Origin of the sequence: Mesorhizobium shonense (genome assembly GCF_040545255.1) — a bacterium.
Classification (GTDB): Bacteria; Pseudomonadota; Alphaproteobacteria; order Rhizobiales; family Rhizobiaceae; genus Mesorhizobium; species Mesorhizobium shonense.
The window spans coordinates 526180-539653 of sequence record NZ_JBEPLM010000003.1; the positions used below are offsets into that span (position 1 = coordinate 526180).

The 13474-nt window shown below is 65.0% G+C and carries 13 protein-coding genes; 6 read left to right on the forward strand and 7 right to left on the reverse strand.

The window, feature by feature from the left end; all coding sequences use genetic code 11:
• Window positions 1–214 precede the first annotated feature (214 nt).
• The 5 genes from ABID26_RS12050 to hutI form a co-directional block, all read right to left on the reverse strand.
• Window positions 215–802, reverse strand: coding sequence for a HutD/Ves family protein (locus ABID26_RS12050; protein WP_126100045.1), 588 nt, complete (start codon window positions 800–802; stop codon window positions 215–217).
• 4 nt (window positions 803–806) lie between these two features.
• Window positions 807–2477: a urocanate hydratase gene (hutU, locus tag ABID26_RS12055; protein WP_126100044.1), complete on the reverse strand. Its 1671-nt coding sequence runs from the start codon at window positions 2475–2477 to the stop codon at window positions 807–809.
• Window positions 2478–2514: 37 nt separating this feature from the next.
• A complete protein-coding gene (gene hutG, locus ABID26_RS12060) occupies window positions 2515–3333 on the reverse strand; it encodes an N-formylglutamate deformylase (protein WP_126100043.1) in 819 nt (272 codons plus the stop codon).
• A 223-nt stretch (window positions 3334–3556) separates the two neighbouring features.
• A complete protein-coding gene (hutH, locus tag ABID26_RS12065) occupies window positions 3557–5092 on the reverse strand; it encodes a histidine ammonia-lyase (protein ID WP_354415500.1) in 1536 nt (511 codons plus the stop codon).
• Complete coding sequence (gene hutI, locus ABID26_RS12070) at window positions 5089–6318, reverse strand: imidazolonepropionase (protein ID WP_354415503.1); 1230 nt, start codon at window positions 6316–6318, stop codon at window positions 5089–5091. The genes hutH and hutI overlap by 4 nt, the downstream gene beginning before the upstream one ends.
• A 100-nt stretch (window positions 6319–6418) precedes the next feature.
• Here hutI and ABID26_RS12075 point away from each other — a divergent pair, with 100 nt between their 5' ends.
• A complete protein-coding gene (locus ABID26_RS12075) occupies window positions 6419–7774 on the forward strand; it encodes a formimidoylglutamate deiminase (RefSeq protein ID WP_354415506.1) in 1356 nt (451 codons plus the stop codon).
• 14 nt (window positions 7775–7788) lie between these two features.
• A complete protein-coding gene (gene hutC, locus ABID26_RS12080) occupies window positions 7789–8535 on the forward strand; it encodes a histidine utilization repressor (RefSeq protein WP_126100039.1) in 747 nt (248 codons plus the stop codon).
• A gap of 202 nt (window positions 8536–8737) precedes the next feature.
• Here the strand turns inward: hutC and ABID26_RS12085 are convergent, their stop codons facing one another.
• Window positions 8738–9082 carry a RidA family protein gene (locus ABID26_RS12085; RefSeq protein WP_126100037.1) on the reverse strand — a complete coding sequence of 115 codons (345 nt, stop codon included), beginning with the start codon at window positions 9080–9082 and terminating at the stop codon, window positions 8738–8740.
• 225 nt (window positions 9083–9307) lie between these two features.
• Here ABID26_RS12085 and aztA point away from each other — a divergent pair, with 225 nt between their 5' ends.
• The 4 genes from aztA (at window position 9308) to ABID26_RS12105 (ending at window position 12474) form a co-directional block, all read left to right on the forward strand.
• A complete protein-coding gene (aztA, locus tag ABID26_RS12090; protein WP_126100036.1) occupies window positions 9308–10144 on the forward strand; it encodes a zinc ABC transporter ATP-binding protein AztA in 837 nt (278 codons plus the stop codon).
• Window positions 10144–11019, forward strand: coding sequence for a zinc ABC transporter permease AztB (gene aztB / locus ABID26_RS12095; RefSeq protein WP_126102699.1), 876 nt, complete (start codon window positions 10144–10146; stop codon window positions 11017–11019). The genes aztA and aztB overlap by 1 nt, the downstream gene beginning before the upstream one ends.
• A 30-nt stretch (window positions 11020–11049) precedes the next feature.
• Complete coding sequence (aztC, locus tag ABID26_RS12100) at window positions 11050–11988, forward strand: zinc ABC transporter substrate-binding protein AztC (protein ID WP_126100035.1); 939 nt, start codon at window positions 11050–11052, stop codon at window positions 11986–11988.
• 147 nt (window positions 11989–12135) lie between these two features.
• On the forward strand, window positions 12136–12474 hold the full coding sequence (locus ABID26_RS12105; protein ID WP_126100034.1) for a protein tyrosine phosphatase family protein: 339 nt from the start codon (window positions 12136–12138) through the stop codon (window positions 12472–12474).
• Between the two features lie 459 nt (window positions 12475–12933).
• Here ABID26_RS12105 and ABID26_RS12110 read toward each other — a convergent pair whose 3' ends face one another.
• Window positions 12934–13401, reverse strand: coding sequence for an Lrp/AsnC family transcriptional regulator (locus ABID26_RS12110; protein ID WP_126100033.1), 468 nt, complete (start codon window positions 13399–13401; stop codon window positions 12934–12936).
• Window positions 13402–13474: the final 73 nt, after the last annotated feature.

Consider the following 13474-nt stretch of genomic DNA (forward strand, 5'->3'; position numbering starts at 1 on the left):
AAAACCGGTTCAAATGCAATTGGTTGCATGGCAGGTCCGGTCGAAAGTTTGTTGCGCTCCACGATAGGGGCGTCCCCTTTCGACAACTCAAGGGCGAACGCCCCTCGCTTCCCGCCCCGGGTCCGTTCAGGGAAAGGATTCAGGCTTTTTCGTGATACATGCAAGGGGCCGGGCGATAATTCGCCCCTGCCGCGATCATGTTTGGCAACAGCCGTTAACCGTTGACGGCGAGATCTAAGAGTCTGACGACGAACAGATGCCCCTGCCCTTCGGGCTGCAGCCGCAGTTCCGGGCTATCCCGGTCGAGGATGAGCGCGTCGAGCGGGCCGAGGCTCGATACGCTGTCGGCAAAGACTTTCACGCCGCCATCGACCGGGAGAACGAGAGTCGTGCCGACGCTGTGCTCAACCCGCATTTCGTCCGAGAGCGACAGGCGCTCGACCGTGTGGGTCATCCGGCTCCGGCGAGTCATGACGTTGAGGTCGGTGATCGCGCCGCCGATCAGGGTGGCGCCGGTCGGCACGTCGCCAGGAAAGGACAGCGGCGCCGAGGCTGCGGTCAGCCACGACGCCGACCTGCCGGCAATCTCGAGCACGATGCCCTCGCCTTCCAGCACCGATAGAGTACGGTCGATGCCGGCAAAGCTGGAGAAGGGCCCGCTCGTCTCGACGCGGGCCATCGAGATGCGCCAGTCAAAATCGTCGAGCCCGGCACTGTGCGGCGAGACGGCGATCTCGGTGGTCGTGCCGCCACCATTCTTCCACGGCATGACGCGGTAGCCGGCGGCACGAAGGATACGCATCGCTTCAGCCCAGAATGCCCGGGAGATTGAGCTGATGCTCTTTGGCGCACTGGATGGCGATGTCGTAGCCGGCATCGGCATGGCGCATGACGCCGGTCGCCGGGTCGTTCCAAAGCACGCGCTCCAGGCGCCTCGCCGCATCGGCCGTGCCATCGGCGACGATCACCATGCCGGCATGCTGCGAGAAGCCCATGCCGACGCCACCGCCGTGATGCAGCGACACCCAGGTGGCTCCGGAGGCGGTGTTGAGCAGCGCGTTGAGCAGCGGCCAGTCGGAAATGGCGTCGGAGCCATCCTTCATCGCTTCGGTCTCGCGGTTCGGTGAGGCGACCGAGCCGGAATCGAGATGATCGCGGCCGATGACGACCGGCGCCTTGAGCTCGCCCTTGGCCACCATCTCGTTGAAAGCGAGGCCGAGCCGATGGCGGTCGCCGAGGCCGACCCAGCAGATGCGCGCCGGCAGGCCCTGGAAAGAGATGCGCTCGCGGGCCATGTCCAGCCAGTTGTGCAGGTGCGTGTTGCCGGGGGTGAGCTCGCGCACCTTAGCGTCGGTCTTGTAGATATCCTCCGGGTCGCCGGATAGGGCTGCCCAGCGGAACGGGCCGATGCCGCGGCAGAACAGCGGACGGATATAGGCCGGCACGAAGCCGGGGAAGGCAAAGGCGTTCTCAAAACCTTCGTCCTTGGCGACCTGGCGGATGTTGTTGCCGTAGTCGAGCGTCGGCACGCCGGCATTCCAGAACGCCACCATCGCCTCGACATGCTCGCGCATCGAGGCGCGTGCGGCCTTCTCGACTGCCTTGGGGTCCGAGACGCGCTTCTCGCGCCATTCGGCCATGGTCCAGCCCTTCGGCAGATAGCCGTTGATCGGGTCGTGCGCCGACGTCTGGTCGGTGAGGATATCGGGGCGGATGCCGCGCTTGAACATCTCCGGCACGATCTCGGCCGCATTGCCGAGCAGGCCAACCGATTTCGCCTCGCCGGCCTTCGTCCAGCGCTCGATCATTTCCATCGCCTCTTCGAGCGTCTCGGCCTTCTCGTCGACATAGCGGGTGCGCAGGCGGAAATCGATCGAGTCCGGATTGCATTCGATGGCGAGGCAGCACGCGCCGGCCATGACGGCAGCCAGAGGCTGGGCGCCGCCCATGCCGCCAAGGCCAGCGGTCAGGATCCACTTGCCCTTGAGGTTGCCGCCATAATGCTGGCGCCCGGCCTCGACGAAGGTCTCGTAGGTGCCCTGCACGATGCCCTGCGTGCCGATATAGATCCAGGAGCCGGCCGTCATCTGGCCGTACATCATCAGGCCCTTCCTATCGAGCTCGTTGAACTTCTCCCAGGTTGCCCAATGCGGCACGATGTTGGAGTTGGCGATGAGCACGCGCGGCGCATCTTTGTGGGTGCGAAAGACGCCGACCGGCTTGCCGGACTGGACCAGCAGCGTCTCGTCCTCGCCGAGCGTCTTCAGTGAAGCGGCGATGCGATCGAAATCATTCCACGTGCGCGCGGCCCGGCCGATGCCGCCATAGACGACCAGCTCGTTCGGGTTCTCGGCGACTTCGGGATCGAGATTGTTCATCAGCATGCGCAGTGGCGCTTCGGTCGTCCAATAGCGGGCGTTCAGCTTGTCGCCTCGCGGCGCGCGTACTTCGCGGATGTTGTGGCGTGGATCGGTCATATGGTCGCTTCCCTTTCGATGAGGTGCGGCGGGCGCGTCAGCGCGCTGCCCAGGCAATCGCGGTTTCGAGGATCTTCTTCAGCCTGGCGCGGATCGGCGCGGCGTAGGTGGCGTCGTAAGGCACCGGCCAGTTCTCCGGCGCCCCCTTTTCCGTGGGCTCGCGCATATAGCCGCGGTTGGAAAGCTCCATCTGCAGCGCGTGGACACCGTTCTGGGGTTGCCCGAAATGGCGCGTGATCCAGCCGCCCTTGAAGCGGCCATTGACCACCCAGGTCTCGCCGGTCGCGGCAAGGATGGCCGCTACCTTTTCCTGCAGCACCGGATCGCTGCTCTTGCCGTCATTGGTGCCGAGGTTGAAGACCGGCAGCGTGCCTTCGAACAGGCGCGGCAGCACCGAGCGGATCGAGTGGCAGTCGTAGAGAACAATCTTCTCGTGCATGCCGCGCAGCCGGTCGATCTCCGCCTGCAGGGCGGCGTGGTAGGGTTTGAAATAGGCCTCGCGGCGCCTGTCGATCTCGGACGGTGTCGGCTCCTCGCCCATGCGATAGAGCGGATCGCCGTCGAAGGTATCCGTCGGGCACAGGCTAGTCGTCGCCTGTCCGGGATAGAGCGAAACGCCGGATGGGTCACGGTTGACGTCGATGACGGTGCGCGAGATGGCGGTGTGGACGACCGTGGCGCCAAGATCGGTGGCGAAATCATAGAGCTTGTCGATCCACCAGTCGCAATCGCGGCGGCCGAGCCAGGGCGAGACCAGCCGGGCTTCGAGGCCGGCGAGCTCGATGCCGGTGTGCGGGATCGAGACCAGCAGGGGTGCTGTGCCACGTGTGATGGTGAGCCAGTTGGGCGAGGTCATGAAAGATCTCCCTGCGCTGGAGCTCTACGGCGCCCCCCTCTGCCCTGCCGGGCATCTCCCCCACTTGGGGGGAGATTGGCCGTCACCTTGGCTTTCGCCAATCTCCAGCGTCGCAGGAATGAGCGGGGCGCCGAAACCGCCAATCTCCCCCCTGGTGGTGGGGGAGATGTCCGGCAGGACAGAGGGGGGCGCGACAGAACGCGGCCTACGGCTGCATTCAATGTCACGACGCAATTCCCGGCAGCTTCACCCCACTTGCCGCATTCACCGCCGCGCCGCTGCGCACCATGGCGATCGCCTTTTCCATGTCCGGGTGGAAATGCCGGTCGTTGTCGAGATGCGGCACCTCGGCCCGAACCAGCTTGCGCACCGACTCGAGCGCCTCGCTCGAAGCAAGCGGCGCGTGGAAATCGCAACCTTGCGCCGCCGCCAGGAGTTCGATGCCGATGACGGCGGTCGCGTTCTCGATCATGCCGAGCAGCCGGCGCGCGCCATGCGCGGCCATCGAGACATGGTCTTCCTGGTTGGCGGAGGTCGGGATCGAATCGACGCTTGCCGGATAGGCCTTCTGCTTGTTTTCCGAAACAAGGGCGGCCGCGGTCACCTGCGGGATCATGAAACCGGAATTCAGGCCCGGCTTCGGCGTCAAAAAGGCCGGCATGCCGGAGAGCGCCGGATCGACCAGCATGGCGATGCGCCGCTCTGACAGCGAGCCGATCTCGCAGACGGCCAGCGCGATCATGTCGGCGGCGAAGGCCACCGGTTCGGCGTGGAAATTGCCGCCCGAAAGCGCGGTGTCGTCCTCGGCGAAGATCAGCGGATTGTCGGTGACGCCGTTGGCTTCAGTCTCGAGCGTGTCGGCCGCTTTGCGCAGCACGTCGAGGGCAGCACCCATCACCTGCGGCTGGCAGCGCAGGCAGTAGGGGTCCTGCACGCGCTCGTCGCCGACCCGGTGCGATTCACGGATGGCGCTGCCGGCCATCAGGTTGCGCAGCGCATCCGCCGTCTCGATCTGGCCGCGATGCTTACGCAGCAAATGAATGCGCGGATCGAAGGGGGCGTCGGAGCCACGGGCGGCGTCGGTCGACAGCGCGCCGGCGACCAGGGCCGACTGGTAAAGCGTCTCGGCCTCGAACAGGCCGGCCAGCGCGAAGGCGGCCGAAAACTGCGTGCCGTTGAGCAGCGCGAGACCCTCCTTGGCGCCGAGCGTCACCGGCTCCAGCCCGTGCGAGACGAAGGCGACCTTGGCGGGGAAGCGGCCATGCGGCGTAAAACATTCGCCGACGCCGATCATCACCGCCGTCATATGCGAGAGCGGCGCGAGATCGCCGGAAGCGCCGACCGAGCCTTGCGCCGGCACCACCGGGATGACGTCGTTGGCGAGCATCCCTTGAAGCAGATCGATGGTCTCGGCCTTTACACCGGACGCGCCCTGGGCGAGGCTGGCAAGCTTCAGCGCCATCATCAGCCGCACCACCGCGACGGGCATCGGCTCGCCGACGCCCGCGGCATGCGAGAGCACGATGTTGCGCTGGAGCGTTTCGAGATCGTTTGCCGGGATGCGGACGCTAGCCAATTTGCCGAAGCCTGTGTTGATGCCATAGACCGGCTCGCCCCTGGCGAGGATGCGCGCGACCGCCTCCGCGCTGGCCTTGATCTTCGGCCGGCAGGCATCGTCGAGCTTTGGCACGGCGCCGCGATAGATGGCTCGCCAGTCGGCAAGCGTCGCGCTGCCGGGCTTCAGGATCAGTTCGGTCATTGTCCTCTCCAGATGCGGGCATGGAGCGGGTTGAAGCCCATGCGGTAGACGAGTTCGGCCGGACGCTCGATGTCCCAGATGGCAAGGTCGGCCGATTTGCCGGCTTCCAGCGTGCCGGTCTTGTCGAGCAGACCCAGCGCGCGGGCCGCCTCGCGGGTGACGCCGGCGAGGCATTCGTCGACGGTCATGCCAAAGAGCGTCGCGGCCATGTTCATGGTGAGCAGCAGCGACGTCAGCGGCGAGGTGCCGGGATTGCTGTCGGTTGCGACCGCCATTTTCACGCCGTGGCGGCGGAACAGGTCGACCGGCGGCTTCTTCGTCTCGCGGATGAAATAGTAGGCGCCGGGCAGGATCGTCGCCACGGTGCCGGCCTTGGCCATCGCCGCGGCGCCCTCCTCGTCCGTATATTCGAGATGGTCGGCCGACAGCGCGCCATAGCGCGCGGCAAGTGCCGCGCCATGCAGGTTCGACAACTGGTCGGCGTGGAGTTTCACCGGCAGGCCGAGGGCCTTCGCCTTGTCGAAGACGCGCGCGATCTGCTCCGGTGAGAAGGCAATGCCCTCGCAAAAACCGTCGACGGCATCGGCGAGGTCTTCGGCGGCAATGGCAGGCAGGATCGTGCCGGCGACGAGATCGATGAAGGCGTCCTTGTCGCCCTTGGCCTCGGGCGGCAGCGCGTGGGCGGCGAGACAGGTCGTGCGAACCGTGACCGGCCGCTCGCCGTCAAGCCGGCGGGCGGCGCGCAGCGATTTCTTCTCATTGTCGGCATCGAGGCCATAGCCCGACTTGACCTCGACGGTGGTGACACCTTCGGCGATCAGCGCATCGAGGCGTGGCAGCGTCTGGGCAACGAGCTCGTCTTCGCTGGCGGCGCGCAGCGACTTGACGGAGGAGACGATGCCGCCCCCAGCGCGGGCCACTTCTTCATAAGTGGCGCCGGCCAGCCGCATTTCGAATTCGTTGGCCCGGTTGCCGGCATAGACAAGATGCGTGTGGCAGTCGATCAGGCCGGGCGTGATCCAGCGGCCCTCGCAATCGATGGCTTCACCACCCTGCCTCAGCGCCGCCGGCAAATCCTCCTCGGGACCGGCATGGACAATCAGCCCGTCGCGCGCGGCGATCGCGCCTTTTTCAACGACGCCTAGACCGGCCGCACCCTCGGTCATGGTCGCCAGCCGCGCATTGCGCCAGAAACGAAGGCCGCTCTTCCCGTTATCTCCACCCATCATCTTTTCCATTTGAAAGGATGACGATTATGTATATACATATTGAGGCGCGACGCAAGTGGCAATGTCGCTCGGGCATTCAGATTCGGGGAGTTTGGACGTGACGGCGATCTTTGCGGAACAGGCGCTGCTGCCAGAGGGCTGGCAAGGCAATGTGAGGATCGCTTTTGCTGCCGGCCGCATCGCTGAGGTCGAGCCTGACGCCTCGCCGCAGGCCGGCGACGACCGGCACGCGATTCTCCTGCCGGGCATGCCCAACCTCCACAGCCACGCCTTCCAGCGCGGCATGGCGGGGCTGGCCGAATTGCGCGGACCTTCGGCCGACAGCTTCTGGAGCTGGCGCGAGGTGATGTACCGTTTCGCGCTGTCGATGACGCCGGACCAGGTAGAGGCGGTCGCGGCGCAGCTTTATGTCGAGATGCTGGAGGCGGGCTTCTCGCGCGTCGGCGAGTTCCACTATCTCCATCACGACCGCGACGGGAAGCCTTACGCCAACATCGCCGAGATGGCGGAGCGGATCGCCGCCGCAGCCGGAGAGACCGGCATCGGGCTGACGCTGCTGCCGGTCTTCTACGCCCATTCCGCTTTCGGAGGCGCCGAGCCGAATGATGGACAGCGGCGATTTATCAATGATGTCAAGCCGTTCGGTCGTTTGCTTGAGAAAAGCCTCGAAAGCGTCTCTGGGCTGGAGCAAGCGGTCGTCGGCGTCGCGCCGCACAGCCTGCGCGCCGCGACCCCGGACGAAATCAATGCGGTCGCGGCGATGGCGCCCGACGGTCCGATCCACATCCATGTCGCCGAGCAGGTGAAGGAAGTGGAGGATTGCGTCGCCTGGTCGGGCGCGCGGCCTGTCGAATTCCTGCTGTCCAACGCCAAGGTGGATCAGCGCTGGTGCCTGATCCACGCCACGCATATGACCGAGGCCGAGACGATCGCTATGGCGAAGAGCGGCGCGATCGCCGGGCTCTGCCCGATCACCGAGGCCAATCTCGGCGACGGCACCTTTGCCGCGCCACAGTTCATCGAACTGGGCGGACGCTTCGGCGTCGGCTCCGACTCCAACGTGTTGATCGGCCTGCCGGACGAGCTCAGGCAACTCGAATATTCGCAGCGCCTTGCCCATCGCGCCCGCAACGTGCTGGCGCGCGCCGGCGGCTCGACCGGCCGCGCGCTGTTCGATGCGGCGCTTGACGGCGGCAGTGTGGCGCTCGGCGCTGGTCCGTCAGCTATCACTGTCGGCAATCCGGCCGACCTGGTTTCGCTCGATGCCAGCCATCCCTCGCTTGCCAGCAAGGCCGGCGATGCGATTCTCGACGCCTGGATCTTCGCCAATGGCAGCAAGGTCGATTGCGTCTGGGTGCACGGGAAAAAGCATGTGAGCGGCGGCAGGCACGCGAAGCGCGAAGCGATCGCCCAGCGGTTCCGCGCGGTGATGACCGCCCTTTCCCAAGGCTGAGCAGGAAAAGCCCGATGAGCCTGGTTGAAACGGATGACGTGGAAGGTGGCGAGAGCATTTCGCTGCATCGGCGCATCCTGTCCGACATCCGCGAGAAAATCCTGTCCGGCGCCTGGGCGCCGGGCCACCGCATTCCGTTCGAGCACGAGTTGACGGCCGAATACAAATGCTCGCGCATGACGGTGAACAAGGCGCTGTCGCAGCTTGCCAAGGCTGGGCTGATCGAGCGCCGGCGCCGCTCGGGCAGCTTCGTGCGCCAGCCGCAGTCGCAGGCGGCGGTGCTGGAACTCCACGACATCAGGATCGAAGTCGAGGCGCTAGGCCTGCCCTATCGCTACGAGCGGCTGGAACGGCTGAAACGGCGCAGCAGCGCCGAGGACCGGTCGCTGCTCGGGCTTGCGGTCCCGGGTCCGGTGTTGTGGCTGGAAAGCCTGCATTTCGCCGGCGAACGGCCGTTCGCGCTCGAGCAGCGGCTGATCAATCTTTCAGCCGTAGCCGAGGCAGCCGGGGAAGAATTCCTCGAAATCGCGCCCGGCCCCTGGCTGATCGGCCGCGTGCCGTGGAGCGAAGCCGAGCACCGCATCCGAGCCATGGCCGCAGACGACACCATCGCCGACGCGCTCGACATCGACCCCGGCGCGCCCTGCCTGGTGGTCGAGCGTCGCACCTGGAGCGCGGAGCATCCAGTCACGCATGTGCGGTTCATCTATCCGGCGGAAAGCCACACGCTGGTGGCGCGGTTCACGCCCTCGCAGGGGTAGCGCAACATCCCTTCTCCCCTTGTGGGAGAAGGTGGATCGGCGCGCAGCGCCGAGACGGATGAGGGGTGCGCGACGGAGCTCGACATCAAAAAATCGTAGAATCGCAAGCGCTTACTCTTGCCACGCCGCGCTCCGTCCAACACCCCTCATCCGGCCGCTTCGCGGCCACCTTCTCCCACAAGGGGAGAAGGCGAGGCCGGCGCTAAATCGCCGCCGTAATGATAATCTCGACCAGATATTCCGGGCCGGCAAGCTTGGCTTCGCCGGTGGCGCGGGCGGGCGTGTGGCCCTTCGGCACCCACTTGTCCCATTCGGAGTTCATTTCGGCGAAGGTGCTCATGTCGGCCAGCCAGATGATCGCCTGCACGATCTTGGTCTTGTCGGTGCCGGCCTTGGCCAGCAATTCGTCGATGGCCTTCAGGATGTCGCGGGTCTGCGAGGCGACATTGCCGCCCGGCTCGCCGACCTGGCCAGCCAGATAGACGGTGTTGCCGTGGATGACGATCTGGCTCATGCGCGGGCCGACATCGATGCGACGAATGCTCATGGGAGGTTCCTTCGTTATGGAGTCGCGCCTGTTTAGAGTCCGTGCCGGCTTCGGGCAAGGTCGATAGACGCGAAACCGCTTGAGCCAACCGCCCTTCCAGGCCCGGCTTATACACGGCGAGTTGACCGCCCGAGACCAATTCCGCCCGACCGACATGTTGACTAATGTAATAACATCACATATCGACAAGACCCCTTGAGTTTCACGGCCCGCCAGGATCGTCCGATGACCAATGCCTGCCTGACCTTCCGCGACCTGACGCTCGGCTACAACAGCCATCCCGCCATCCATCACCTCAACGGCATCGTCAGAAAGGGCTCGCTGACCGCCGTGGTCGGCGCCAACGGCTCGGGCAAGTCGACGCTGATGAAGGGCATTGTCGGCGTGCTGAAGCCGATGGAGGGCACGGTTGTCCGCGCTCCGGGCGTGCGCACCGCTTACTTGCCGCAGCAGTCGGAGCTTGATCGCAGCTTCCCCGCGCGCGTCGTCGACCTCGTATCGCTGGGTCTCTGGCCAAAGCGCGGCATGCTCGGCCGTTATACGAAGGAGGATCGCGAATCCGTCAGCAAGGCCCTGATGGCGGTCGGGCTCGGCGGCTTCGAGACGCGGCCGATCGACACGCTTTCCGGCGGCCAGCTGCAGCGCACGCTGTTTGCTCGCGTGCTGCTGCAGGACGCCGACCTCATCCTGCTCGACGAGCCGTTCAACGCCGTCGACGCCAAGACCGTCGGCGACCTCATCCAGTTGATAAAACGCTGGCATGGCGAGGACCGCACGATCATGGTCGTCGTGCACGACCTCGACCTCGTGCGGCAGAATTTCCCAGAGACGCTGCTGCTCGCCCGCCAGCCTGTCGCCTGGGGCGAAACGCGCGAGACGTTGCGGCCGGAAAACCTGCTCAAGGCCCGGCGTTTTCACGAGGCCTGGGAGGAGAATGCACCCTGGTGCGAGCCCAGCGAGCACGACCACAGCCATGGCGATGGGCATGATCACGACCATCATGATCACGCGCGCACGCAAGACCACCATCACGACCATGGCTCCGGGCCGAGGGCTGCATGATGGATTTCCTCTACGGCCTGCTCATCGCGCCCTTTGCCGATTTCGCCTTCATGCAGCGGGCACTGTTCGGCTCGCTGATGCTGTCGCTCGGCGCCTGCCCGGTCGGCGTCTTCCTGATGCTGAGGCGCATGAGCCTCTCGGGCGACGCTATGGCGCATGCCATCCTGCCGGGCGCCGCGGCCGGCTTCCTGCTCTATGGGCTCGAAATCCTGCCGATGACCATTGGCGGGCTGATTGCCGGCATCATTGTCGCGCTCGGCGCCGGTGCGGTCTCGCGCTTCACCATCCAACGCGAGGACGCCTCGATGGCGGCCTTCTATCTCATCTCGCTTGCGGTGGGCGTGCTGATGGTATCGATCCGGGGCTCCAGCGTCGACCTGATGCACGTGCTCTTCGGTACCGTGCTTGCGCTCAACAACGAGGCGTTGTCGCTTATCGGCGGCATCGTGGTGGTGACCTTGGCCAGCCTTGCCATCTTCTGGCGCGCGCTGGTCGCCGAATGCCTCGACCCGCTCTTCCTGCGCTCGGTGAGCCGCATGGGCAGCCCGGTGCATTTCATCTTTCTCGGGCTGGTCGTGCTCAATCTCGTCGGCGGCTTCCAGGCACTGGGCACGCTGCTGTCGGTCGGGCTGATGATGTTGCCCGCGGCCGCCGCCCGCTTCTGGACGGTGCGCGTCGAGCCGATGTGCGTGCTGGCGGTGCTGATCGGTTTCGCCTCCTGCATCGCCGGGCTGCTTTTGTCCTATCACGCGTCGCTGCCGTCCGGCCCGGCGATCATCCTTTCGGCCGGCGTCGTCTATTTCGTCTCGATCATGTTCGGCTCGCGCGGCGCGTTGCGCGCCCGCATCGTGCACCACCGCCACCGGACCGCCTGACCCCAATCCCCAAGCAAGGAGACCTTCGCAATGCTGAAATCCATCCGTGCCGCCCTGGCGATGAGCGTTATAACATTAAGCGCCTTCGCGACGTCTTCAGCCTTCGCGGCACCGCTCAAGGTGGTGGCGAGCTTCACCGTCATTGCCGATTTTGCGAAAAATGTCGGCGGCGACCGCGTCAACATCACCACCATCGTCGGGCCGGACGGCGACGCGCATGTCTATGAGCCGAGCCCCGCCGACGCGGTGGCGATGGCTGGCGCCGACGTGGTGCTGGTCAACGGCCTGCATTTCGAAGGTTTTCTGCAGCGTCTGGTCGATGCCAGCGCCACCAAGGCCTCGATCGTCACCTTGACCAAGGGTGTCACGCCGATCGACTTCAAGCCGGAATTCGCCGATGCGGACGCCGCCGAAGGCGCCGACACCGGCGGCAAGACCGTCACCGACCCGCATGCCTTCCAGTCGATCGCCAACGCCAAGATCTATGTGAAGAATATTGCCGACGCATTCTGCACGGCGGACAGCGAAGGCTGCGAGAGCTACAAGGCCAACGCCGCGGCCTACACCACGAAGCTCGATGCGCTGGAAGGCGAAGTGAGGGCGGCGATCCAGTCGATCCCCGAGGCCAAGCGCGTGGTCATCACCTCGCATGACGCCTTCGGCTATTTCGAGCACGAATATGGCCTGACGTTCCTGGCGCCGCAGGGCATCTCGACGGATTCCGAGCCTTCGGCCGCCGACGTCGCCAAGCTGGTCGAGCAGGTGAAACAGGACAAGGCGGCGGCGATCTTCGTCGAGAACATCACCAATCCGCGGCTGATCGAGCAGATCGCCGGCGAAACCGGCATCAAGGTTGGCGGCACGCTCTACTCGGACGCGCTGTCCCAGCCCGACGGTCCGGCCTCGACCTATATCGACATGATGCACAACAACATCACGCAGATAAAAGGCGCGATCCTCGGCAGTTGAGCGGTTCGTGATCCAACCGGGCCAATTGGCCCGGTTGGATTTTCCGGTCCGGCATCGCTATTTGGCAGAGAAATCCTACGGCACGCATTGCCGCCCCTGCCCCGGAGTGGCATGACTGCCGCCAAAGAAGATTGCGAGGATAAGATCATGGAATACCGCCAGATCAGCGACGACTATTCGGTCTCCGGCCAGATCCAGCCCGAGGACATCGCCGCCATCAAGGATGCCGGCTTCAGAAGCGTGATCTGCAACCGGCCGGACAACGAGCAGCCGGGCCAGCCTCCGGCCGACAGCGTCAAGGCCGCAGCCGAAGCCGCCGGCCTTGCCTTCCGCTACATTCCAGTGATCAGCGGCCAGATCACCATGGACAATGTCGAGGACCAGGCAGAGGCGCTGGACGAGCTTGAAGGGCCGGTGTTTGCCTACTGCCGCTCCGGCGCGCGCTGCACCAACCTCTATGGTCTGATCCAGCAGGAGAGGGGTTGAAGCTGTCTGACTGACAGCCAATCTCGCAGTCTAGCGATCCGTCACACCCCCCTCTGGCCTGCCGGCCATCTCCCCCGCAAGGGGGGAGATCAGCGGTCGGCCGCCGGCTCCCACATTCAACGCTGGCGGTTGGCGAAAGCCGAGCGACAGCTAATCTCCCCCCTTGCGGGCAGGGCTGTCCGGGGAAAATCTTTGCACAACGCAGACGAGTCTTTGCTCGCGCTTTCGCAACCTTCGATGGGCGCGATGTCCATTGTTTTTGCCGGCCAGCCGCAGCAGGTGCGGAAGAAGGAGCACCGATTGGGGTCCAAAGCTCGAAAAATGCAATCGATGCGAGTCCTCCATGGCCCTGTTCGCAACCGAAAAACTTTCCCCGGACAGCCCTGCCTTGCGGGGGAGATGGCCGGCAGGCCAGAGAGGGGTGCTGTCCCTCCAACATATCCGACGAGGTCCGCTGAATTAAATCGGCAGCGCGCCGGTTTCCTTCAGCGTCTCCAGCACGATCGCCGTTTTCACATGCTGCACGGATTCATGCGGCAACAGCACGCCGTTGACGAACTCCGACAATGATTTGAGGTCGGGCGTCACCACCTTCAGGATGTAATCCATCTCGCCGGTCAGCGCGTGCGCCTCCTGCACCTCGGGCAGGCGCGCCACCAGCTCGCCGAAGCGGCGAGCATTGTCGCGGTTGTGGGTGGCCAAGGTCACCGAAATCACATTGACCAGTGAGAAGCCCAGCCGGTCGCGATCGAGCACGGCGCGGTAGCCTTTAATATAGCCATCCTCCTCCAGCCGCTGGCGGCGGCGCGAGCATTGCGATGCCGACAGGTTGACCCGCTCCGAAAGGTCGTTGTTGGTGAGCCGCGCGTCATCCTGCAAAAGCGCCATTATCTTGCGGTCAAATTGATCGAGGCGCGCATCTTCCATGGATTTTCCTCCGATCATGCACGGTCCGCGCACATCAAGAACATTTCAAGCGGTTGAATGCAAGCACCGTGCG